The sequence below is a fragment of the Cryobacterium roopkundense genome (genome assembly GCF_014200405.1).
In the GTDB taxonomy this organism is placed as follows: Bacteria; Actinomycetota; Actinomycetes; order Actinomycetales; family Microbacteriaceae; genus Cryobacterium; species Cryobacterium roopkundense.
Map to the genome: position 1 here is coordinate 2,289,266 of NZ_JACHBQ010000001.1, position 19,228 is coordinate 2,308,493.

Below are 19,228 nucleotides of genomic sequence, written 5' to 3' on the forward strand. Positions count from 1 at the left end.
TGCGACGAGTTCCAGTAGGGGATTAAACGTCGGCGACCTTGCGACCCTTGTATTCCATGAACAGGGCGGTGCCGGCGGAGTCGGTGACGACCTTCGCGCGGTGGGGAAGGCTGTAGGTGACCTTGCCGTTTTCCATGGTCTTCACCAGGGTGGGCGCGGTGGCCTTCCACTGCGAACGACGGGAGTGGGTGTTGGATCGCGACTGCTTGCGCTTCGGAACTGCCATGACTACTTCTCTTCTCTATGCGTTTCAGCATGGATGTCGTCATCCGTGCTGATGTCTGTGGAAGCTTGGAATCCCGCAAGCGCAGACCACCGGGGATCACGCGCCTCTGTCGGTTCGAGTTCCGGTGATTCAGTCAGCAACTCGCCGGTCTCACTATCAAGACCCGCACAGTCACGCCGACATAGTGGCTGGAACGGCAGTGACATAACCACTGCGTCCCTGACGAGAGATTCAATGTCGATATGGTCGTCGACAATCTCAAACTCAAAAGCTTCATCCTGAGGATAGCCGAAAAGCTCGGCAAACTCGACTCGGACGCGGAATTCGATGTCGCGCAGGCATCGCCCGCACTCTCCAGAGGCCGTGCCCACGACCGTGATGGTCGCCAGGATGCCTTCGTGCATGGCTTCGAGGCGAAGATCCGTGGCGAGCGTCGAGCCCGTTTTGACCGCTACGAGGCCCGCACCGAGGTCTTCGGGTACGACAATGTCGAGGTGACGCTCGTGCATGGTGCCCGGGCGATTGATGAGGTCTCGTACGTCTACCGTGTACGGCGTCTTTTTGAACTTGGTCACCAGCCCCATTCTACGCGTTTCGCGGGGAGCGTCCGTTCAGCCGCAGCCATACGCCCCGGATGAGGGATTTCGGCCAGAGGAGTGCCCACAGTCGGTCACGGCGCGTCGAGCCTGCCCGGATCGCGGCGGTCACCTCGCCGAGGCGCTCACCCGTCTCGGCGCTGGGACCCGGCTCAGGTGGGTCTTCTGCGCCACGGCGCGCGAACCGGGCACGCTCCACCTCAACGAGCAGAGCCTCAAGCACAGTGGCGGCCGTCGAACCGTTGCCCAGCAGGGGGGTCAGCCGCGCCGCAAACTCGCGCGGGGTCTCGGTGTCCGCGGTGTCGAGGTGATGATCCACGGCAACGTCGGCCACCTCAGTCCAGGCGGCCTGACTCGCCTCGCGACGGGTGAGGGCGCCCGAGCGGATGCGCCGGCGGCGGCCGACGCGCTGCATCGCCCGAGCGGCCGCCGGCACCAGCATCAGGAGTACGAGTGCCAGCGACACCAGTCCGGCCCGACCGAGAACACTGGCCGATTCCGCCGTGGCCGATGATGCGTCCCCCGGAAGTGGCACGTCGCCGGCGAGGGGATCCGGCCCCGTACGTGGCGCCGTGGTGCCCGCGGCCTGCCCTGGTAGCTCCGTCGGCGTCTCAACGGCGGTCGGCGCCTCGTAGTTGGGCACGGTCCCCCGACCCGGTGTCGGCTCGAATGGAACCCAACCCACACCCACGAAATACAGCTCCGGCCAGGCATGAAGGTCGTGGGAGTCCACGAGATACTGCCCGAGCCCCTGTTCGAGATCCTGCGATTTGACGCCGGGCAGGTAGCCGAGTGAGATTCGGGAGGGAATACCGAGTGCGCGCGCCATGGTGGCCATCGCCGAGGCGAAGTGCACGCAGTATCCGCGCTTCGTGTCGAGGAAGACGCCCACCACGTCGACGCCGCCGCCGTCGTAACCCTGCTCCACCGGACTCTCCGTGTCGTAGGCGAAGGCGCTGCTGTTGAGGTAGCCCTGAAGCGCCACAGCGGCGTCGTAGTCCGAGGCGGCGCCGGCGGTGACCTCCGCGGCCGTGCTCGCGATGATGTCGGGCATCTGCGTCGGCAGCTCGAGGTTGGGCGAGAGCCCTCTGGGATACTCACGGCCCGATGCCCGAAGTTGTTCGGCGGTGGGCTGCACGTCCAACGACGTCGCGGTATATTCCTGACCCAGGGTCGAGATGTCGTCGCTGGCGATGGCGCGCGTTCGGGTGTCCCAGTGCCAGCTTCCCCTGAGCCCCTCCACACCAACCGTTCGGGCAGGCACGGGGAGCCATCGAGTGTTCACGCCGTCGATCACAACGGATGTCTGCGCATCCGTGGTCGCCACATCATCGGCAAGTCCGGGCGGTCGGTCGATGCTCCCCACCAAGTTGGTCTTCTCCGCCCCGTCGATGCGGGCCGTCCACGTGGAGCCGACGAAGGAGTCGAGAGTGAGGAGAGTGAAATACGAGCGTTGTTCGGCCGTCGACGTGTAGTGCAGCACGGGGCCGGGTTCCCGCCGCCGCAGGTCCTGGCCCAGGTTGATCATGGGGCTCACGCCGCTGCCGAAGAGCAAGGCGTTCGAGCCTTGGCGACCCTCAGCCGTTCCCGTGAGGCCGGGAGTCGTCAGGCCGATCACCAGGGACAGCACAATGGCCACCGCGCCCACGGAGACCGTGCCCCAGAGCGGTGAAGACTGGCGACGGAGCGATGACACGAAAACCCGCGCCGTGGAGCCGGCCGCGGAGGCCACAGCATCGAGCGACCGGCGACGCCTCACGTCCACGCGCAGAACCACCAAATAGGCGATGGCGGTCAGCGTGAGGATGATCACGTTGGCCGGACCCGACTGGATGACTCCAGGTACGAGCAGGGGCACCAGTACGAGAGCTCCCGCGAGGGCCGGCGCGCGAAACGTCACGGCCACTACGTACATCACGGCGGCGATCAGGCCCGCCCCGGCCGCCAGCAGAAAGAGGATGCCGCCCGTGACCTCCGCGGGCACGCTCTGCTGCGCGATCGAGTCCGCCCCGCTCCGGACCAGGCCATCGAGGACCCCCACCGATTCCGGGGTGGGAATCAGCCAGAGCAGCCCGGTGCCGCCACCGAAGAACAGCGTCAGGGCACCGACCAGCACCGTCAGGGACGCAATGGGGACGAGCGCCCGCGCCAGGCCGACGCGCCGAAACAACGCGGCGCTCACGAGCACCAGGGCGGCCGTCAGCGCCATCAGCCACCACCACCACGAACCACGCAGCAGCGGTCCAAGGGCTCCGCAGGCGACCGTCAGCAGCAGGAGCAGGCTGAGGATGAGCGGCCATTCGGTGGCGGCCGGGAGCGGGCGGGAGGGCCTTCGGCCGCGCGCAGAGGGCACGGCCGCGGGCGTCGAAGCGGGGCTACGCGGGCGGGCGACGGATGCGACGGCGGCGGGATCAGACATCGTCGGTTTCACCGTCCCGGCGAGCAAGGGCGTTCTCCCAGGCGGCGGGGATTTCCCGTGCGCTGCGTAACGAAATGCACTGCCAGCCGGAATCCCGGAGCAGTGCCCGGGCGGGCAGCCCGACCGATTCGAGCACGAACGCGACCGCAGGTTCGCACCGTCCGCGCATGCCGGCGAGCTCAGCGGCATCCGCCTCCGAAGCGCTCCAGAGCACGGCGAATGTCGGGAGACGGCCACCGCCGGAGTCAGTGGAGCCGGCCTGGGCCGTTCGCGGCCCGTCCGCGACGCTCGCACGGGCGACCGGTTCGAGGTTGGCTAAGCCCTCTAGAAGCTGCCGCTCTCCCCCTGGTGCGCGACAGACCAGGGGCGCGTCGCCGCGCAGACCGCCGCGGTTCTGGGTGGAACCGGCGACGAGCTGGCTCGGCCCGGTTTCGACGAGTTGAACTTTGAGTCCCGCATCGAGAAGGTGCACACCGATGGACGCCACGAGCTCGATGGCGAGTTCGAAGCCCCCCGCGACGCCGCGGCTCCGACCCGGCTCCGCGCGACCCGACCCACTGACGCCCGGGGTCGTGGTGGCGAGAATGATGCGAGCTTCGGGGTTGCTGCGCTGTTCCTCCTGACGAACCATGATCTCGCCGTGGCGCGCCGTGGCGGGCCAATTGACCCGTCTCAGGGGATCGCCAGGGCGGTATTCGCGGGCAATCAGCTCGTCGGACATCGGATTCAGCGACCGCAAGAGATCCCTCACGGTCCCGTCGCCCCTCGTGACCGCACCACCGGATCGAGGCAACGGGGTCACCTGGGGGGTCACGACCAGGTCGTGTGGTTGCCCGATGGGGTGTTCTCGAAGGGCGAAGCCGAAGGGGTCTTTCCGGCCGATCACCAGCGGACCGAAGGGGAAGACTCCGCGTCTGCGAGGTGTGACAGTGTATTCGAGACGCACGGAATCCGGCCCGGTATCCGGTCCTGGCCGATGGCGATCCAAGGCAGGCAGCCCGAGCCCAGGCTTCTTCGAGGAATCACCCTCGAGACCGTGTGAATCCCGCCAGGACGCCCCATCAAGCGGGCGCATCGACAGGTTTCGAAGCTCCAGCACCACCAGCGCCTCACTTCCGGCCGGCACGATCGGTGGCCGGAACGACCGCGCCACCCCGACTTCTCCAGGCCGGATCGCCACGTAGCCGAGAGCGACCAGGGGCGCGACCACGAGCAGGCAGGCCACCACGAAGAGGTCTTGCTGATTGATCCACAGCGCGAGGGCCGCGAGGGTGGCGCCCAGAACCACACAGGTCCAGCCCCGGGGGGTCAGCCGGGGAGCCCAGGACGGTAGCACGATGCGCCGCATTCCGTGATCCGGTCAGGCAGGTTCCGGTGTGCCGAGCGACGCCCGAGCCCCGGGAACCGCGGTCGTCGCCAGGATTCTCCGGATCACCTCTTCGATGAGCGGCCCACTGTCCTGGTGGTGGTGCCCCAGCGCCCGGCTGGTGGGCACAAGGCGGTGCCCCAGAACTGCCACGGCAAGGGAATCGATATCGTCGGGAAGCACATACTCGCGCCCGAACAGCGCCGCCTGCGCCTTGGCCGCCCTGATCAGTTGCAGGGTCGCTCTGGGGCTCGCTCCGAGCCGCAAATCGCGGTCTTCGCGTGTTGCGCGCACGATGGTCACGGCGTATTCCTTGACGACAGCGGATGCGAAAACGCCCCGCGCCGCCCACATCATCCTGTTGAGTTCCTCCCCGGAGACAACCGCGTCGATCAGGGCCAGGGGGCTCTCGGTGTCCCGCGAATCCAGCATGGCCAATTCGGACTCCGTGTCGGGGTAGCCCATGGAAATGCGGGCCATGAAGCGGTCACGCTGCGCCTCGGGGAGAGCATAGGTGCCCTCCATTTCGATCGGGTTCTGTGTGGCCATCACGGTGAACGGCAGTGCGAGCTGATAGGTCGTTCCGTCCACGGTGACCTGCCGCTCCTCCATGCACTCCAGCAATGCCGATTGAGTCTTCGGGCTCGCCCTATTGATTTCATCGCCGATCACGATGTTGGCGAACACCGGGCCGGGTTTAAATTCGAAACGGCGGTCGGCTTGGTTGTACACGGCGACGCCCGTCACATCGGAGGGGAGCAGGTCGGGCGTGAACTGGATGCGACTCACGGAGCAGTCGACTGAGCGGGCCAGCGCCTTGGCGAGCATGGTTTTGCCGACTCCCGGCACATCCTCGATCAGGAGGTGTCCCTCGGCCAGCAGCACTGTGAGCGCTGTGAAGACCGCCACGTGCTTTCCGTCGAGCACTTTCTCGACATTGCGCACAATCGCGCGGCCGGCGGCCTGCACCTCGGCGAGGGAGAGCGGAGGCACCTCCGTGCCGGATGTGTCTTCCTCATGACCGTGACCCACTCCAGTGTTCGACGCCGAAACGGGAACGAGGGGGGTGGGCAACCGAGCTGAGGAAGGGGTCATACCGTGGCTTTCTGCAGGTAGTCGGCCACGACCCGGGGAACATAGGGTGAGACATCGCCGCCCAGGGCTGCCACCTGGCGAACAAGTGAACTCGACACGTGCGCGTTGGCCGGATTCGGCAGCAGGAAAACGGTTTCGACGGCTGCCAAATTGCGATTGACTATCGCCATCGGAGTTTCGTACGTCACATCGATCTGCGATCGCACGCCCTTGACGAGAACACTCGCCCCCACGTCGAGGCAGTAGTCAACGAGCAGACCGACGCTCCACGATGCCACAACGATATTGGTCGGCAGCCCCGCCTCGGCAATGGCCCGCTCGAGAAGCGAAACGCGCTGACTGATCGGCAGCAGAGCAGATTTGTCGGGGTTGTGCACGACGAGAACATGGAGCTCATCGAACAGGCCGGCGGCACGATCGATCACATCCAGGTGACCAAGGGTGACGGGGTCAAATGAACCGGGTACGACGGCGATCCTGCGCATACAAACACCCTAGCGCCCTCTGGTTGCCGGGGTAAGCGCCCGCCTGTCCTGGAGTGCAGCGCTCAGCTTTTGCTCAGCCAGGTGCGCTCTGACTCGTCGAGCCGACGCCGAACGGCTTCCCGCAGCGCGGGCTGGGTGCGCAGCCCCGGATCTCCCGTCACGAGAGAGAATGCCGCCGCGCGCGCCGCCGCGATGATCTCGCCGTCGACGGCCACCCGCAGCAACCGCAGGCTGGACATGCCACCGGATTGCAGGTCGCCGAGCACGTCGCCCTCCTGCCTCAAGCGCAGGTCGAGATCGGCCAGCACGAAACCGTCCAGGGTGCCCTGCACGGCATCAATGCGCTCGCGGGCGGTCGAGCCGAGCGCCGCGTTGGTCACGAGCACGCAGAGCCCCGGAATACCGCCCCGGCCGACCCGGCCACGCAACTGGTGCAGCTGGGAGACCCCGAATCTGTCGGCATCCAACACGACCATGGCGGAGGCGTTCGGCACGTCGACGCCCACTTCAATGACTGTTGTGGCCACAAGCACATCTATCTCCCCGGCGGCAAAGGCCCTCATGGTGAGGTCTTTCTCCTCGCTCGTCATGCGCCCGTGCAGAGCCTCCAGACGATAGGTCGAGAGACCGGGCAGCTGCCGCAGGTTGGCGAGGGTCGTTTCCACATCGATGAGGGGTTTGGCGCTGGTCTCCGGGGGCGGGGCCGGCGCGGCACCTGGCTCTTCCTCTTCGGGCTCCTTGGGCGCGATCGCGGGGCACACGACAAAGCCCTGCCTGCCGAGTGCGAGCTCAACGGCGAGCCGCTTCCACACCTCCCAGAACCATTCCGGGTGTTCGTCGAGCGGAACAACGACGGTCTGGATCGGCTGGCGCCCGGTAGGCAGAATCTTGATCGTGCTCACGCTCAGGTCGCCGAAAACTGTCATCGCGATGGTGCGCGGAATGGGCGTAGCCGTGAGCACGAGCACGTGCGGGGGCAGGTCGCCCTTGAGCCGCAGGGTTTCCCGCTGGTCGACGCCGAACCTGTGTTGTTCGTCGATCACGATGAGCCCGAGGTCGAAGAAGGTCACGTTGTCGCTGAGCAGGGCGTGCGTACCGATGACGATGCGGGAGTGCCCTGACACGACGCGCAGCAGTGCCTTGCGCTTCTCGGCGGCGGAAAGCTTGCCGGTGAGGAGGGTGGGCATGAGTTCCGCTGCGAGGTCCGGGCCGAGCATAGCCACGATTGAGCGCACGTGCTGGCCGGCGAGCACTTCGGTGGGGGCCAGCAGGGCAGCCTGTCCCCCGCTGTCGGCCACAGCCAGCATGGCTCGCACGGCCACGACGGTCTTACCCGAACCAACCTCGCCCTGCAGGAGCCGGTTCATGGGGTTGGGCTGGCCCATGTCGAAGGCGATCTCGGCCGCAGTGATTTCCTGGTCAACGGTGAGAACGAAGGGCAGAGCTGCGTCGAAGCGCTCGAGGAACCCACCGGGCGCGGGCACCCGTGGTGTGGTGAGTTGCTCCCTCGCCAGGCTGTGTTTCTGCGCGAGGGCCGCCTGAAGGACCCATGCTTCGGTGAAGCGCAGCGTGGCCTGGGCGCCCCGCCATTGCTCGTTGTCCTCGGGATGGTGAATGAGCACGAGGGCGTCGCGGTGGGCCAGCAGCCCCTGTTCCACCCGAAGTTCCTCGGGCACGGGGTCGGGCACGTCTCCGAGACCCTGCAAGGCGAGCTCGACGGATGCCTCGATCGTCATACTCGAGACGCTCGCGGTGGCGGGATAGATCGGAACGACTTCGCGCAGCATCCGTCTGGCTTTGGGATCGACCTCGGCCGCCTCCGCGGCCTCGATTTCGGCCTCGAAGGTGCGGTAGTCGGGGTGCGCGAGCTGGAGCGTGCCCTTGTAGTTGGTCACCCGTCCGGCGAAGATGCCACGCACACCCGGCCGGAGGTCGGTCAGCCGCCAGTCCATGCGCCGTTTACCGAAGAACGTGAGGGCGAGGATGCCCCGGCCGTCCGAGATTTTCGCGGAGACGATCCAGCCAGGCCGGCCCTTCATAGGGCTCTGAGACGACGCGAGCACCTCGGCTACGATCGTGACGTGTTCGTTCAGCGGCAACTCGCTCAGCGGGGCGAGCTCGCCGCGCTGGGCATAGCGACGGGGGTAGTGTCCGAGCAGGTCGGCGACGTTGGCCATGCCGAAGGCCTTACCGAGGGCCGTGGCGGTGGCCTGTCCCACCACGGTCACCAAGGGCGTGTCGAGGGTAAACGTGCCCGCCGCCGGGCTGAGGAGCTGCCGAGGCGCATGGCGAGCAGGGTCAGCAGGATCAGCAGGCCCTGGGTCAGCAGGCCCTGGGTCAGCTGGGTCGCTCGAACCGGTCATGCTTCAATCGTAGGCGCGACCACCGACACTAGGCTTAACCGGACATGACGCGAATAATCTCCGGGTTTGCCGGCTCCCTCACCCTGACCGTGCCCAAGTCCGGCACGCGCCCCACAAGCGACCGCGTTCGGGAGGCGATCTTCTCAGCCCTCGACGCCCGCGACGCCCTCGGCGGCATGCGCGTACTCGACCTGTATGCAGGGTCGGGTGCCCTCGGCCTCGAGGCCGCCAGCCGCGGAGCACGCGTGGTCACACTCGTGGAAAACGCCTTCGCTGCGGCCCAGATGTGCCGCAAGAACGCCGAAGCGGTGCAGCGCTCGGCCCCCAAGGGCACCGACCTCAAGATTCGGGTCACGGCCCAGGCCGTGCAGTCCTTTCTCGCTGCCACGCCAGACGGATTCGACGTGGTCTTCATCGACCCGCCCTACGACCTCGGCGAAACCGAACTCACCGCCAGCCTCGCGGCCCTCGCGCCCCTGCTCGCCGATGATGCACTGATCATCGTGGAGCGCAGTTCGCGCTCCCCCGAACCCCACTGGGGAACAGCGCTCGAACTCGAGCGCCGCAAGGACTACGGCGACACGACGGTCTGGTACGCCGGCACCACCCCGGCCTGAGCCGTACCTCCCGCCAGTCAGCCGACGGAGCCGTCCCAGCCGCGATACGGGTCCCAGCCACCCTGCGCATGCGGCTCACCATCGACCGACACCGACCCGGCATCCGCTGTGACCAACCCGAGCGCCCGGAAGCCTTCGGGAAGGACAGCCTCTGGCGGGAAGGTCGCCAGCAGACCGTGGTCTTCCCCGCCGCCCAGCGCCACGTCGATCCGCTCGCCGAGCGCGGTCGAACGAAAGTCGATGCCCACGCCGCTCGCCCGGGCGATACGCCCGGCGTCCAGGGCGAGGCCGTCTGACACATCGAGCATTGCCGTGGCCCCGGCCAGGGCTGCGGCCGGACCGCACTCAAGCGGCGGCACTGGCCTCAACTGGGCCGCGACCGCGTCGGGGTGCTGCGCCCTGAGTGCCGCAGCCCGACCCGCATCCGGAACTCCCTCGGCGTCGACGCCGAGCCTGAACAGCAGTTCGAGGCCGAGCCCCGCTTCTCCGAGCCGCCCCGCGAGCGCCACAACGTCTCCCACGCGCGCGCCGGAGCGTGTCACGGGCTCGCGCCCCTCGAGATCGCCGAAGGCCGTGACAGCGAGCGTCAGGGCATCCGAGGCCGACAGATCGCCGCCGACAACGCCGCAGCCGGGGGCAAGCGCCTCGCAGCATTCGCGCAAGCCGTCGGCGATGCCTTCCAACACCGACACGGGCGTTGACGGAGGAGCGGCGATCGCCACCACCAGCGCGGTCCCACGTGCCCCCATCGCCGCGACATCCGACAGGTTCGTGGCTGCCGCCTTCCAGCCCAGGTCGTTGGGCGTCGACCAGGCCAGACGAAAGTCCGGGCCCTGAATCATCATGTCGGTCGTCACGACGAATCGCCCATCGGGCGCCGCGAGCACGGCGGCATCATCCCCGGGGCCGAGAAGCTGAGCCGACGAGGTGGGAAGCCGGGGGAAGATTCGCTCGAGTACGGCGATTTCGCTCACATCGTTGAGCGTTTCGGGAGAACGGGCGCTCGCGTCGGCAGGAGTCTTCATGCTTCAAACGGTAGCCTGAAGTTGATGAATCCCCGATCCTTGGCACTGCGCTCCGCCGCCGCCGCTTCAGTTCTGCTCGGCACGCTCCTGCTTTCTGGTTGCGCCCCCGCTGTTCCGCTCGAACCCGCCGCCGATGCCACCAACCCCGCCTGCGCCGACGTGATCGTGCACCTGCCCGAATCCATCGCGGACCAGCCTTCCCGCGAGACGAACGCGCAGGCAACCGGAGCGTGGGGTGACCCGGCCGCGGTGCTGCTGCACTGCGGGGTCACCGTGCCCGGCCCCACCACGCTGCCGTGCCTGAACATCAACGGCATCGACTGGATCGAGGACGACTCCGACGCGCCTCGCTACCGCTACACGACCTACGGCCGGGATCCCGCGATCGAGATCGTCATCGACTCGGAGAAGGTCAGTGGTACAACCGCTCTCGTGGATATCGCGAGCGCCGTCTCCGGCGTACCCGCCACCTCCCAGTGCCTCGGCGCCGAAGACATTCCGCTTCCCACCGACGCCCCGTAGTCGTTCGCTAGGAGCCGTGACGGGCGTGCGCGAGCGCCACGTCGATGAGCTCGTCGATGAGCTCCGGGTAGCTGAAGCCGCTCGCGAGCCAGCAGCTCGGGAACATCGAGATGGGCGTGAACCCCGGCATGGTGTTTATCTCGTTGATCACCCAGCCGTGAGCCGTGAGAAAGAAATCCACCCGGGCGAGGCCGGCGCCGCCGATCGAGTCGAACGCGTGAATCGCCAGACGGCGCATCACCGCGAGCTCCGCATCGCCGAGGACGGCCGGGCACACGAGGTCGATGCCGGGCGCGCCCAGGTACTTGGCCTCGAAATCATAGAATTCGCGTCCGGTGACCACGACTTCACCGGCAACGGATGCTCGTGCCGACTCCCCCGGACGCCCCTGCAACACCGCCACCTCAAGTTCACGGCCAACGAGCTCGGCCTCGATGAGCACCTTGCTGTCTTCCGCAAGGGCCACGGCCATCGCCTCGGCCAGTTGGTCAGCACTGGACACCTTGCTGACGCCCACGCTCGAACCTGCGCGTGCAGGCTTCACGAAGACCGGAGCGCCGAGCTCTTCAAGCGCGGCGTAGGCCATGCCAGGGGCTTCTGCCCACTCATCCGCTGTCATCGTGCGCCAGGGCGCCACCGGCAGTGACGCCTGCTGGAAGACGGTCTTGGTGAAGTGTTTGTCCATGCCCAGCGACGAGGCGAGTACTCCCGACCCCACATAGGGCAGGCCGATAAGTTCGAGCATGCCCTGAATCGTGCCGTCTTCACCGAACGGCCCGTGCAGGATGGGAAAGACCAGGTCGACGGCGCCCAAGTAACGGGTGCCGAGGGCATCCGTCACCGTCAGCTCGCGGGTGTCCGTGCTGTCCGGCCAACGGACGCGGCTGCCGTTGTCGGCGACAGCGGGCAGCGCCTGGGCATCGAGGGCGAACTTCGCCGGGTCGTCGTCTTCGAGTACGAATGCACCGGAGCGCGTGATGCCCACAGGGATGACGTTGTAGCGTTCCCGGTCAATCGCGCCGAGAACTCCGCCCGCCGTCGCGCAGCTGATCGAATGTTCGCTTGAACGCCCCCCAAAGAGCAGCACTACCGTGAGCTTGTCCATCGTCAATCGTCCTTTCGCCCTGCGGTTCGCTGGAGTCGGTGGTGAGGTGAGGCGCAATGTCACGCGGATTCAGCGTGCCGTCGAGAACCTGGCGAACCTGTTCGACGATCGGCATGGCGACGCCCTTGGCACGCGCCAGCTCCAGGATCGGCTTCACAGATGCGAGACCCTCTGTGGTCTGCTGCATCTGCTTCACGACGTCGTGGATGCTGTAGCCCTGTCCGAGCAGTCGACCGGCCGTATTATTGCGGGACAGTGGTGACTGGCAGGTGGCGATAAGGTCGCCCAGGCCTGCCAAGCCGGCCAGTGTCTCGGGGTGGGCACCAAACGCCACCGCGAAGTCGGTCATCTCCACGAGGCCGCGGGTGATGATCGATGCTTTGGTGTTTTCGCCGAAACCGACCCCGTCGACGATCCCGATAGCCACGGCGATGAGGTTCTTCAACACGCCGCCGAATTCGGTGCCGATCACGTCGGTGTTCACGTACGACCGGAAATATCGGTTCGTGGCGAGCTTGGCAACAGCCTGAGCCGTTTCGAGGCTGCTCGACGAGACAACCGCCCCCGTGGGCTGTTCCTTCGCTATTTCAAGCGCGAGGTTCGGCCCGGAAATCGCGGCGATGCGTTCGGGGGAAATAGGCAGCACCTGTTCGATGACAGTGCTCATACGCATCCCGGTGGAACGCTCGACGCCCTTCATGAGCGACACTATCGTCACGTTCGGCGCCAGATAGGGTTCGGCCGCGATCAGGTTTTCCCGCAGGGACTGACTCGGTACCGACACGAAAACGTACTCCGCCCCGGCGAGGGCCAGGTCGAGCCGCGACGTGGCCCGCAGGCCGACGGGCAGGTTCACTCCCGGCAGGTAATCGCTGTTGCGGCGCGCCTCCGAGATCTCGCGGGCCAGTTCGGGGCGACGTGCCCAGAGCACAACGTCGGCGCCGCCGTCCACAAGAATCTTGGCGAAGGTGGTGCCCCAACTACCGGCTCCGAGTACGGCAACGCGGGTGCCGGGCACGATCTTAGGCTTCAAAACGACCGGTCTCTTTCTGATTGTGTTCCGCAGGGTTCCAGCGTTTGACCGGTGCCTTCTCGGCTCGCAGATCTTCGAGCAGACCGGTGATGGCTTCCATCACCACGGCAGTTGCTTCGTTGAGCGTGGCCGTGTCGAGGCTGCGTCCCCGGAAGGCACTGAGGTCCACCGGGTCGCCTATTTTTACAGAGATGGTCTTGCGGGGGAAGAAGCTGATCTTCTTTGAGTAGCGTTCCATGACGTGCTGGGTACCCCAGTGAGCCGCGGGCACGATGGGGATGTCCTGCTCGAGTGCGATGCGCACCGCGCCGGTCTTGCCCCGCATAGGCCACATGTCGGGGTCACGCGTGAGCGTGCCCTCCGGGTAGACGACGACCATCTGCCCGCGCTCCACAAGAAGTTGGGCGGCCTTGACCGGTCCGCTTCCGCGGACAGAACCGCCCCGCTGCACGGGAATCTGGCCGGAGCGGCGCAGAACGGCACCCACGATCGGAATCTCGAAAACTGATGCCTTGGCCAGGAACCGAGGCAGGCGACCGAGCTTCCAGGACACGACTCCCATCACCACGGGGTCGATCTCGCTGTAGTGGTTCGGCGCGAGCACGAACGCCCCGGTGCGAGGAAACTTGTCGGCGTCCACGATGCGAAACCGCGCTGCCAGGTTCATGACCGGCAACAGGATGGCGGCAAGAATCCAGAACGCCGAGGGCCGGCTCTTCTCCGAACGGAAATGCCTCGGCGGGTTCGCGGAATTCGAATGATTCTCTTCTGGACTTTTTTGGTCTGACACAGACCCATTATCCTTCGAGATCGAAGTCCGCCCCCAAAAGCCGCAGTTTGGTGATGAAATTCTCGTAACCACGGCTGATGATTCCCACGTTGCTGACTGTCGACGTGCCCTCGGCACTCAACGCAGCGATGAGGTGGCTGAAGCCGCCGCGCAGGTCGGGAACGACAATGTCGGCCCCGTGCAGCTTGGTCGGGCCCGTGATCACGGCCGAGTGATTGAAGTTGCGCTGGCCAAAACGGCAGGGGTGCCCGCCGAGGCACTCGCGGTGGATCTGGATGGTCGCGCCCATCTCCACGAGAGCGTCTACGAAGCCGAAGCGCTGCTCATAGACCGTCTCGTGCACGATCGATGTTCCGTGCGCCTTCGTGAGGGCGATGACGAGAGGCTGCTGCCAGTCCGTCATGAAGCCGGGGTGCACATCCGTTTCGATGATCACGGGCTTGAGGTCGCCGCCGGGGTGGTAGAAGCGGATGCCGTCGTCGTGGATCTCGAATGCCCCACCGACCTTGCGGAAGACGTTGAGGAAGGTGAGCATCTCGGACTGGCGCGCGCCGCCGACGAAAATGTCGCCGTCGGTGGCGAGGGCCGCAGCGGCCCAGCTGGCTGCCTCGTTGCGGTCGAACAGCGCGCGGTGACGGTAACCTTCGAGGCGCTCAACGCCTTCAATGCGGATGACACGGTCGGTGTCGACCGTGATGATCGCACCCATCTTCTGCAGGATATTGATGAGATCCATGATCTCTGGCTCGATCGCGGCACCCTTGAGCTCTGTGATGCCCTCGGCCCGAACCGCGGTCAGCAACACCTGCTCCGTGGCTCCGACGCTCGGGTACGGGAGCTCGACCTTGGTGCCCTTGAGGCCGTTCGGCGCAGACATCCGAATGCCGTTGGGCTGCTTCTCCACGACGGCGCCGAACTTGCGCAGCACGTCCAGGTGGAAGTCGATCGGTCGGTCGCCGATTCGGCATCCGCCCAGGTCGGGGATGAAAGCCTCGCCGAGGCGGTGCAGCAGCGGCCCACAGAACAGGATCGGGATGCGCGAGGAGCCGGCGTGCGCGTCGATCGCGGCGAAGTGCGCGCTCTCCACGTCCACCGGGTCAAGGATCAGGTCGCCGGGCTCGTCGCCCTCTGTCACCTTCACGCCGTGAACCTCGAGCAGGCCGCGCACGATGCGCACGTCGCTGATGTTGGGCACATCCTGGAGCAGGCTCGGGGTCTCCCCGAGCAGGGCAGCGACCATGGCCTTCGTGACCAGGTTCTTGGCACCCTTGACCTCGATGCGACCCACCAGGGGGATACCGCCACGAATCGTGATCTTGTCGGCCGTCAGCCCCACGGCCGCGCCGTGATTCTGGGCGCTACCGCGATTCTGGTCGTCGGACGTCGGCTTCGCATCATTAGTCAGAGTGCTCAAGAATTACCTGCCTTGTGGAGAAAGTACGGGGAGAGTGCGGGGCAGCCACGTCTCCCGCTTCGATTCGAATTTTGCAATTCGCGCTTCGTCGCGCAGGGTCAGCCCGATGTCGTCAAGACCTTCGAGCAGCCGCCATCTAGTGTAATCATCGATCACAAACAAGACTGTGAGATCGCCGACACGCACCGTTTTTGAGACGAGGTCGACGGTGAGTTCGATTCCCGGATCTGCCTCGATCAGGTTCCACAGGGTCTCGGCATCCGCCTCGGTCACCTGTGCTGCGAGAAAGCCCTGCTTACCGGCATTTCCACGAAAGATGTCACCGAAACGAGGGCTCAGCACCACGTCGAAACCGAAATCCCGAAGTGCCCACACGGCGTGTTCACGCGAGGAACCGATACCGAAATCCGGCCCCGCTACGAGAACACGCCCGTTCTTATATTCCTTCTTATTGAGCACGAAATCGGGATCGGTGCGCCACGCGGCAAAGAGCGCGTCTTCAAATCCTGTGCGGGTGACCCGTTTGAGATAGACGGCCGGGATGATGGCGTCGGTGTCGACGTTTGACCGACGAAGCGGTACGGCAACGCCCGTTACAGTTGTGAACTTTTCCATGGTTATTTGTCTCCATCCTGCTGCTGTGCAAGGTCCCAGGGGCTCGAGAGGGTGCCGCGAATGGCCGTCGCGGCGGCGACGAGCGGAGACACCAGGTGGGTGCGTCCACCTTTGCCCTGCCGGCCCTCGAAGTTGCGATTGCTGGTCGAGGCGCAGCGTTCCCCCGGCGCCAGCTGATCCGGATTCATGCCGAGGCACATCGAGCATCCGGCGAAACGCCACTCCGCACCGAAATCCAGGAAGATCTTGTCGAGGCCCTCGGCCTCGGCTTCGATGCGCACGCGTGCGGATCCGGGAACGACGAGCATCCGCACTCCGTCAGCGATCGTGTGCCCCCGAAGCACCTCTGCAGCGGCACGCAGGTCCTCGACCCGGCTGTTCGTGCACGAGCCGAGGAAAACCGTGTCAACGTGGATATCCTTCATCGCGGTTCCCGCGGCGAGGTCCATGTATTCGAGCGCGCGTTCCGCCGCCGAGCGTTCGTTGGCATCTTTCATGTCGCACGGGTCAGGAACCGCGCCGCTCAGCGACACGCCCTGCCCGGGGTTCGTGCCCCAGGTGACGAACGGTTCGAGTGCGGAGGCATCGATGACGACCTCCGCGTCGAACATGGCCCCGGCGTCCGTCGCAAGCGTGTCCCAGTAGGCGACGGCGTCGTCCCAGTCGGATCCGCTGGGCGCGTGGGCGCGTCCCTTGAGGTACTCGTAGGTCGTTTGGTCTGGCGCGACCATGCCCGCCCGGGCGCCGGCCTCGATCGACATGTTGCAGATCGTCATACGGCCCTCCATAGACAGGGAACGAATGGCTTCGCCGCGATACTCGAGCACGTAGCCCTGTCCCCCGCCGGTGCCGATCTGGGCGATGACGGCGAGAATCACGTCCTTCGCCGTGACGCCGGGGCGCAGGGCGCCGTTCACCGTGATCGCCATGGTCCTGAACGGGTTCAGAGACAGGGTCTGGGTAGCCATCACGTGCTCGACCTCGCTCGTGCCGATGCCGAGTGCCATTGCACCGAAGGCGCCGTGAGTCGAGGTGTGGGAGTCTCCGCACACGACTGTGATGCCGGGCTGGGTCAGGCCCAGCTGCGGACCGACCACGTGCACGATGCCCTGTTCGATGTCGCCGAGGGAATGCAAACGAACGCCGTACTCCTCGCAGTTGCGACGCAGCGTTTCGATCTGAGTGCGGCTGGTGAGGTCGGCGATCGGTCGGTCAATGGCCAGCGTAGGCGTGTTGTGATCCTCGGTGGCGATCGTCAGATCGGGTCGCCGCAACGGACGGTTCGCCAGTCGCAGTCCGTCGAATGCCTGCGGGCTGGTCACTTCGTGAAGCAGGTGCAGGTCTATGTAAATCAGGTCTGGCGTGCCGTCTTCGCCCTTGACCACGAGGTGCTTGTCCCACACCTTTTCGGCCAGGGTACGGGGCGTCGCCATCGTTGTGCGTGAGTCATTCGTCATGTGTGCGTCTTCCTCAGAAATAGGTAGCAGCCAACGCTGAACGCCGCGACGAGGAAGGCCTCAGAGTTGGGTCTCGTCGCGGCACAGAAGAAGAAGTCGAGCTGCCAGCATTCTTTGAGGGTAACACCTCGGCCGGGGTCACGCCTCGTAGTCGGCCTCGACGAAGACCACGCTCACGTTGTCGTGGCCACCCCGTTCGAGGGCTTCGTCCACGAGAATATCGGCCAGGCCGCGGGGGTCGCTGTCGCTCGGCCGGTGGGATCGCAACACCTCGGCAATCTCGCGTTCGTCCAGTTCTTTGGTGAGGCCGTCGGAGCAAATCAGGAACGCATGACGGCCGATGGCCGGGAGGAGCCACACGTCGGCGTCGACGAACTCGTCGGCGCCGATCGCCCGAGTGATCACGTTGCGTTCCGGATGCTTTTCGGCCTCTTCGGCTGTGATCAGGCCGGCGTCGACCATCTCCTGCACCGCGGAGTGGTCCACGCTGAGCTGGGCGAGTTCACCGTCCTGCCAGGTGTAAATGCGGGAGTCACCGACGTTGAACGCCATCCAGTGATAGCCCACGTCATCCCCGGCGTCGACGAGGGCCACGCCCGCGAGGGTCGTGCCGGAGACGGCCGCGCCGTAGTCCCCGACACCGCTCAGGTCTCGAACGGCGTCGTTTGACGAATGGATCGCATCGAGGATGCGCTCGGGTGTCGATGGAACGTCCCGCTCAATGTGCTCGTCGAACACGCGCACGACTGTCTGGCTTGCCACGTCGCCCTGGGCGTGGCCTCCCATGCCGTCGGCCACGAGGAAAACCGGAGACTGCGCCATGACGCTGTCTTCCTGGATCTTGCGCACCAGGCCGACTTCGCTGCGAACGCTGAATCGACAGCGAGCGATTCCACCCTGCAGGTTCATCTCACTCACACCGCTCACCGGAATGTGCACCGTACCGCTCCCAACCTGACCCGCATCCTTCTCGCTCTGTACGCGAAAGTCATGTCGCGCCGTGTGGGGCAACGCAACCTACCGTACCAAGCCGCGAACCGGTTCTAGCTCTCGACCTTGTCGGAGATTTCCTCGGCAAGCGTGTGGCCGCGCTTGTGGGCGTCATAGCGCGCCTTGATCAGGCTCGCTATCGTCGCGACCGCCATCGACCCGATGATCACGCCCAGCGACGTCCACGTGCCGATCTCTGGCGCCCAGGCCACGCCCTCACCACCATTGATGAAGGGCAGTTCGTTGGTGTGCAGGGCGTGGAGCACGAGCTTCACGCCGATGAAGGCGAGGATGACGGCAATGCCGTACTTGAGGTATTCGAGTCGTTCCAGCAGCCCGCCGAGCAGGAAATACAGCTGGCGAAGGCCCATGAGGGCGAACACATTGGCAGTGAAGACGATGAACGGGCTCTGCGTGATACCGAAGATGGCGGGAATCGAGTCGAGGGCGAAAATCAGGTCTGTCGTGCCGATTGCCAGGAAGACGATGAGCATCGGCGTGAAGATCTTCTTGCCGTCGACGAGCGTGCGGATCTTGGATCCGTCGTACTCCGAAGAGATGCTGATTCGTCGGCGAAGCAAGCGGATGAATCCATTTTCGGTGCCCTCGTCCTCGTCTTCCTTCGCGAGAGCCTGTTTGATCGCCGTGTACAGCAGGAATGCGCCGAAGATGTAGAAGATCCAGCTGAAGTTTTCGATGAGCTGCGCGCCGAGCAGAATAAAGATCCCGCGCAGCACCAGTGCGATGATGATTCCCACCATCAGCACTTCCTGCTGGTACTTCCTCGGCACCGAGAACCTCGCCATGATGATAACGAAGACGAAGAGGTTGTCGATGCTCAGGCTGTATTCCGTGAGCCAGCCCGCCAGGAATTGCCCGGCATTTTCGGCGTCGCCGAGCACGAGCATGAGCAGGGCGAAGATCAGGGCAAGTCCCACGTAGAACGCCACCCACAGGCTGGCCTCGCGCATGGACGGCACGTGGGGACGCTTGTAGACGAGCAGCAGGTCCCCGAGGAGGATGAGCGACAATACGACGAGTGATCCGACTTCGAACCAAAGGGGCAGGGCGAGTTCCAACAGGGGGCCTTTCACTGTGACGGGGTGCTGC

General features: G+C 65.5%; 18 protein-coding genes. 2 read left to right on the forward strand and 16 right to left on the reverse strand.

The features are described 5' to 3' along the window. Positions 1 to 22: 22 nt before the first annotated feature. The 7 genes from rpmF to BJ997_RS10790 form a co-directional block, all read right to left on the reverse strand. Positions 23 to 226: a 50S ribosomal protein L32 gene (gene rpmF, locus BJ997_RS10760; RefSeq protein WP_035835133.1), complete on the reverse strand. Its 204-nt coding sequence runs from the start codon at positions 224 to 226 to the stop codon at positions 23 to 25. Between the two features lie 2 nt (positions 227 to 228). Beyond that, complete coding sequence (locus BJ997_RS10765) at positions 229 to 810, reverse strand: YceD family protein (RefSeq protein WP_052541930.1); 582 nt, start codon at positions 808 to 810, stop codon at positions 229 to 231. A 1-nt stretch (position 811) separates the two neighbouring features. Beyond that, positions 812 to 3,241, reverse strand: coding sequence for a transglutaminase TgpA family protein (locus BJ997_RS10770; protein ID WP_035835135.1), 2,430 nt, complete (start codon positions 3,239 to 3,241; stop codon positions 812 to 814). After that, positions 3,234 to 4,589, reverse strand: coding sequence for a DUF58 domain-containing protein (locus BJ997_RS10775; protein WP_052541931.1), 1,356 nt, complete (start codon positions 4,587 to 4,589; stop codon positions 3,234 to 3,236). The genes BJ997_RS10770 and BJ997_RS10775 overlap by 8 nt, the downstream gene beginning before the upstream one ends. A gap of 12 nt (positions 4,590 to 4,601) precedes the next feature. After that, positions 4,602 to 5,702 carry an AAA family ATPase gene (locus BJ997_RS10780; protein ID WP_084141028.1) on the reverse strand — a complete coding sequence of 367 codons (1,101 nt, stop codon included), beginning with the start codon at positions 5,700 to 5,702 and terminating at the stop codon, positions 4,602 to 4,604. Further along, positions 5,699 to 6,187 (reverse strand): pantetheine-phosphate adenylyltransferase, encoded by a 489-nt coding sequence (coaD, locus tag BJ997_RS10785; protein WP_035835138.1) that lies wholly within the window; start codon positions 6,185 to 6,187, stop codon positions 5,699 to 5,701. The genes BJ997_RS10780 and coaD overlap by 4 nt, the downstream gene beginning before the upstream one ends. 62 nt (positions 6,188 to 6,249) lie before the next feature. Further along, positions 6,250 to 8,550 (reverse strand): ATP-dependent DNA helicase RecG, encoded by a 2,301-nt coding sequence (locus BJ997_RS10790; protein ID WP_084141029.1) that lies wholly within the window; start codon positions 8,548 to 8,550, stop codon positions 6,250 to 6,252. 44 nt (positions 8,551 to 8,594) lie between these two features. Between BJ997_RS10790 and rsmD the strand changes: the two genes are divergently transcribed. Further along, entirely contained in the window at positions 8,595 to 9,167 is a 573-nt protein-coding gene (rsmD, locus tag BJ997_RS10795; RefSeq protein WP_035835140.1) for a 16S rRNA (guanine(966)-N(2))-methyltransferase RsmD, read from the forward strand. 17 nt (positions 9,168 to 9,184) lie between these two features. Here the strand turns inward: rsmD and thiL are convergent, their stop codons facing one another. Next, positions 9,185 to 10,192 (reverse strand): thiamine-phosphate kinase, encoded by a 1,008-nt coding sequence (gene thiL, locus BJ997_RS10800; protein WP_183323444.1) that lies wholly within the window; start codon positions 10,190 to 10,192, stop codon positions 9,185 to 9,187. Positions 10,193 to 10,216: 24 nt separating this feature from the next. Here thiL and BJ997_RS10805 point away from each other — a divergent pair, with 24 nt between their 5' ends. After that, positions 10,217 to 10,714: a DUF3515 domain-containing protein gene (locus BJ997_RS10805; RefSeq protein WP_035835141.1), complete on the forward strand. Its 498-nt coding sequence runs from the start codon at positions 10,217 to 10,219 to the stop codon at positions 10,712 to 10,714. Positions 10,715 to 10,721: 7 nt separating this feature from the next. On the opposite strand, the gene BJ997_RS10810 is transcribed toward BJ997_RS10805, so the two are convergent. The 8 genes from BJ997_RS10810 to BJ997_RS10845 all read right to left on the reverse strand — a co-directional run bounded on the left by BJ997_RS10810 (position 10,722) and on the right by BJ997_RS10845 (position 19,197). Beyond that, positions 10,722 to 11,819, reverse strand: a complete 1,098-nt coding sequence (locus BJ997_RS10810; RefSeq protein WP_035835143.1) for a D-alanine--D-alanine ligase family protein — start codon at positions 11,817 to 11,819, stop codon at positions 10,722 to 10,724. After that, a complete protein-coding gene (locus tag BJ997_RS10815) occupies positions 11,725 to 12,837 on the reverse strand; it encodes an NAD(P)H-dependent glycerol-3-phosphate dehydrogenase (protein WP_420827181.1) in 1,113 nt (370 codons plus the stop codon). The genes BJ997_RS10810 and BJ997_RS10815 overlap by 95 nt, the downstream gene beginning before the upstream one ends. A 4-nt stretch (positions 12,838 to 12,841) precedes the next feature. Beyond that, complete coding sequence (locus BJ997_RS10820) at positions 12,842 to 13,642, reverse strand: lysophospholipid acyltransferase family protein (RefSeq protein ID WP_052541932.1); 801 nt, start codon at positions 13,640 to 13,642, stop codon at positions 12,842 to 12,844. 7 nt (positions 13,643 to 13,649) lie between these two features. Further along, positions 13,650 to 14,978 carry a UDP-N-acetylglucosamine 1-carboxyvinyltransferase gene (gene murA, locus BJ997_RS10825; RefSeq protein WP_035835177.1) on the reverse strand — a complete coding sequence of 443 codons (1,329 nt, stop codon included), beginning with the start codon at positions 14,976 to 14,978 and terminating at the stop codon, positions 13,650 to 13,652. A gap of 81 nt (positions 14,979 to 15,059) precedes the next feature. Further along, a complete protein-coding gene (leuD, locus tag BJ997_RS10830; protein WP_035835146.1) occupies positions 15,060 to 15,671 on the reverse strand; it encodes a 3-isopropylmalate dehydratase small subunit in 612 nt (203 codons plus the stop codon). 2 nt (positions 15,672 to 15,673) lie between these two features. After that, positions 15,674 to 17,104 (reverse strand): 3-isopropylmalate dehydratase large subunit, encoded by a 1,431-nt coding sequence (gene leuC / locus BJ997_RS10835; protein ID WP_035835178.1) that lies wholly within the window; start codon positions 17,102 to 17,104, stop codon positions 15,674 to 15,676. A 162-nt stretch (positions 17,105 to 17,266) separates the two neighbouring features. Continuing rightward, positions 17,267 to 18,067, reverse strand: coding sequence for a PP2C family protein-serine/threonine phosphatase (locus BJ997_RS10840; RefSeq protein ID WP_236628761.1), 801 nt, complete (start codon positions 18,065 to 18,067; stop codon positions 17,267 to 17,269). A 104-nt stretch (positions 18,068 to 18,171) separates the two neighbouring features. Then, positions 18,172 to 19,197 carry a TerC family protein gene (locus BJ997_RS10845; RefSeq protein WP_052541933.1) on the reverse strand — a complete coding sequence of 342 codons (1,026 nt, stop codon included), beginning with the start codon at positions 19,195 to 19,197 and terminating at the stop codon, positions 18,172 to 18,174. Positions 19,198 to 19,228: the final 31 nt, after the last annotated feature.

Bases quoted from the DNA above. Each gene is read 5' to 3' on its own strand.
- rpmF (WP_035835133.1), bottom strand. From the start codon at position 226: ATGGCAGTTCCGAAGCGCAAGCAGTCGCGATCCAACACCCACTCCCGT.
- BJ997_RS10765 (WP_052541930.1), bottom strand. From the start codon at position 810: ATGGGGCTGGTGACCAAGTTCAAAAAGACGCCGTACACGGTAGACGTA.
- BJ997_RS10770 (WP_035835135.1), bottom strand. From the start codon at position 3,241: ATGTCTGATCCCGCCGCCGTCGCATCCGTCGCCCGCCCGCGTAGCCCC.
- BJ997_RS10775 (WP_052541931.1), bottom strand. From the start codon at position 4,589: ATGCGGCGCATCGTGCTACCGTCCTGGGCTCCCCGGCTGACCCCCCGG.
- BJ997_RS10780 (WP_084141028.1), bottom strand. From the start codon at position 5,702: ATGACCCCTTCCTCAGCTCGGTTGCCCACCCCCCTCGTTCCCGTTTCG.
- coaD (WP_035835138.1), bottom strand. From the start codon at position 6,187: ATGCGCAGGATCGCCGTCGTACCCGGTTCATTTGACCCCGTCACCCTT.
- BJ997_RS10790 (WP_084141029.1), bottom strand. From the start codon at position 8,550: ATGACCGGTTCGAGCGACCCAGCTGACCCAGGGCCTGCTGACCCAGGG.
- rsmD (WP_035835140.1), top strand. From the start codon at position 8,595: ATGACGCGAATAATCTCCGGGTTTGCCGGCTCCCTCACCCTGACCGTG.
- thiL (WP_183323444.1), bottom strand. From the start codon at position 10,192: ATGAAGACTCCTGCCGACGCGAGCGCCCGTTCTCCCGAAACGCTCAAC.
- BJ997_RS10805 (WP_035835141.1), top strand. From the start codon at position 10,217: ATGAATCCCCGATCCTTGGCACTGCGCTCCGCCGCCGCCGCTTCAGTT.
- BJ997_RS10810 (WP_035835143.1), bottom strand. From the start codon at position 11,819: ATGGACAAGCTCACGGTAGTGCTGCTCTTTGGGGGGCGTTCAAGCGAA.
- leuD (WP_035835146.1), bottom strand. From the start codon at position 15,671: ATGGAAAAGTTCACAACTGTAACGGGCGTTGCCGTACCGCTTCGTCGG.
- leuC (WP_035835178.1), bottom strand. From the start codon at position 17,104: ATGGCGACGCCCCGTACCCTGGCCGAAAAGGTGTGGGACAAGCACCTC.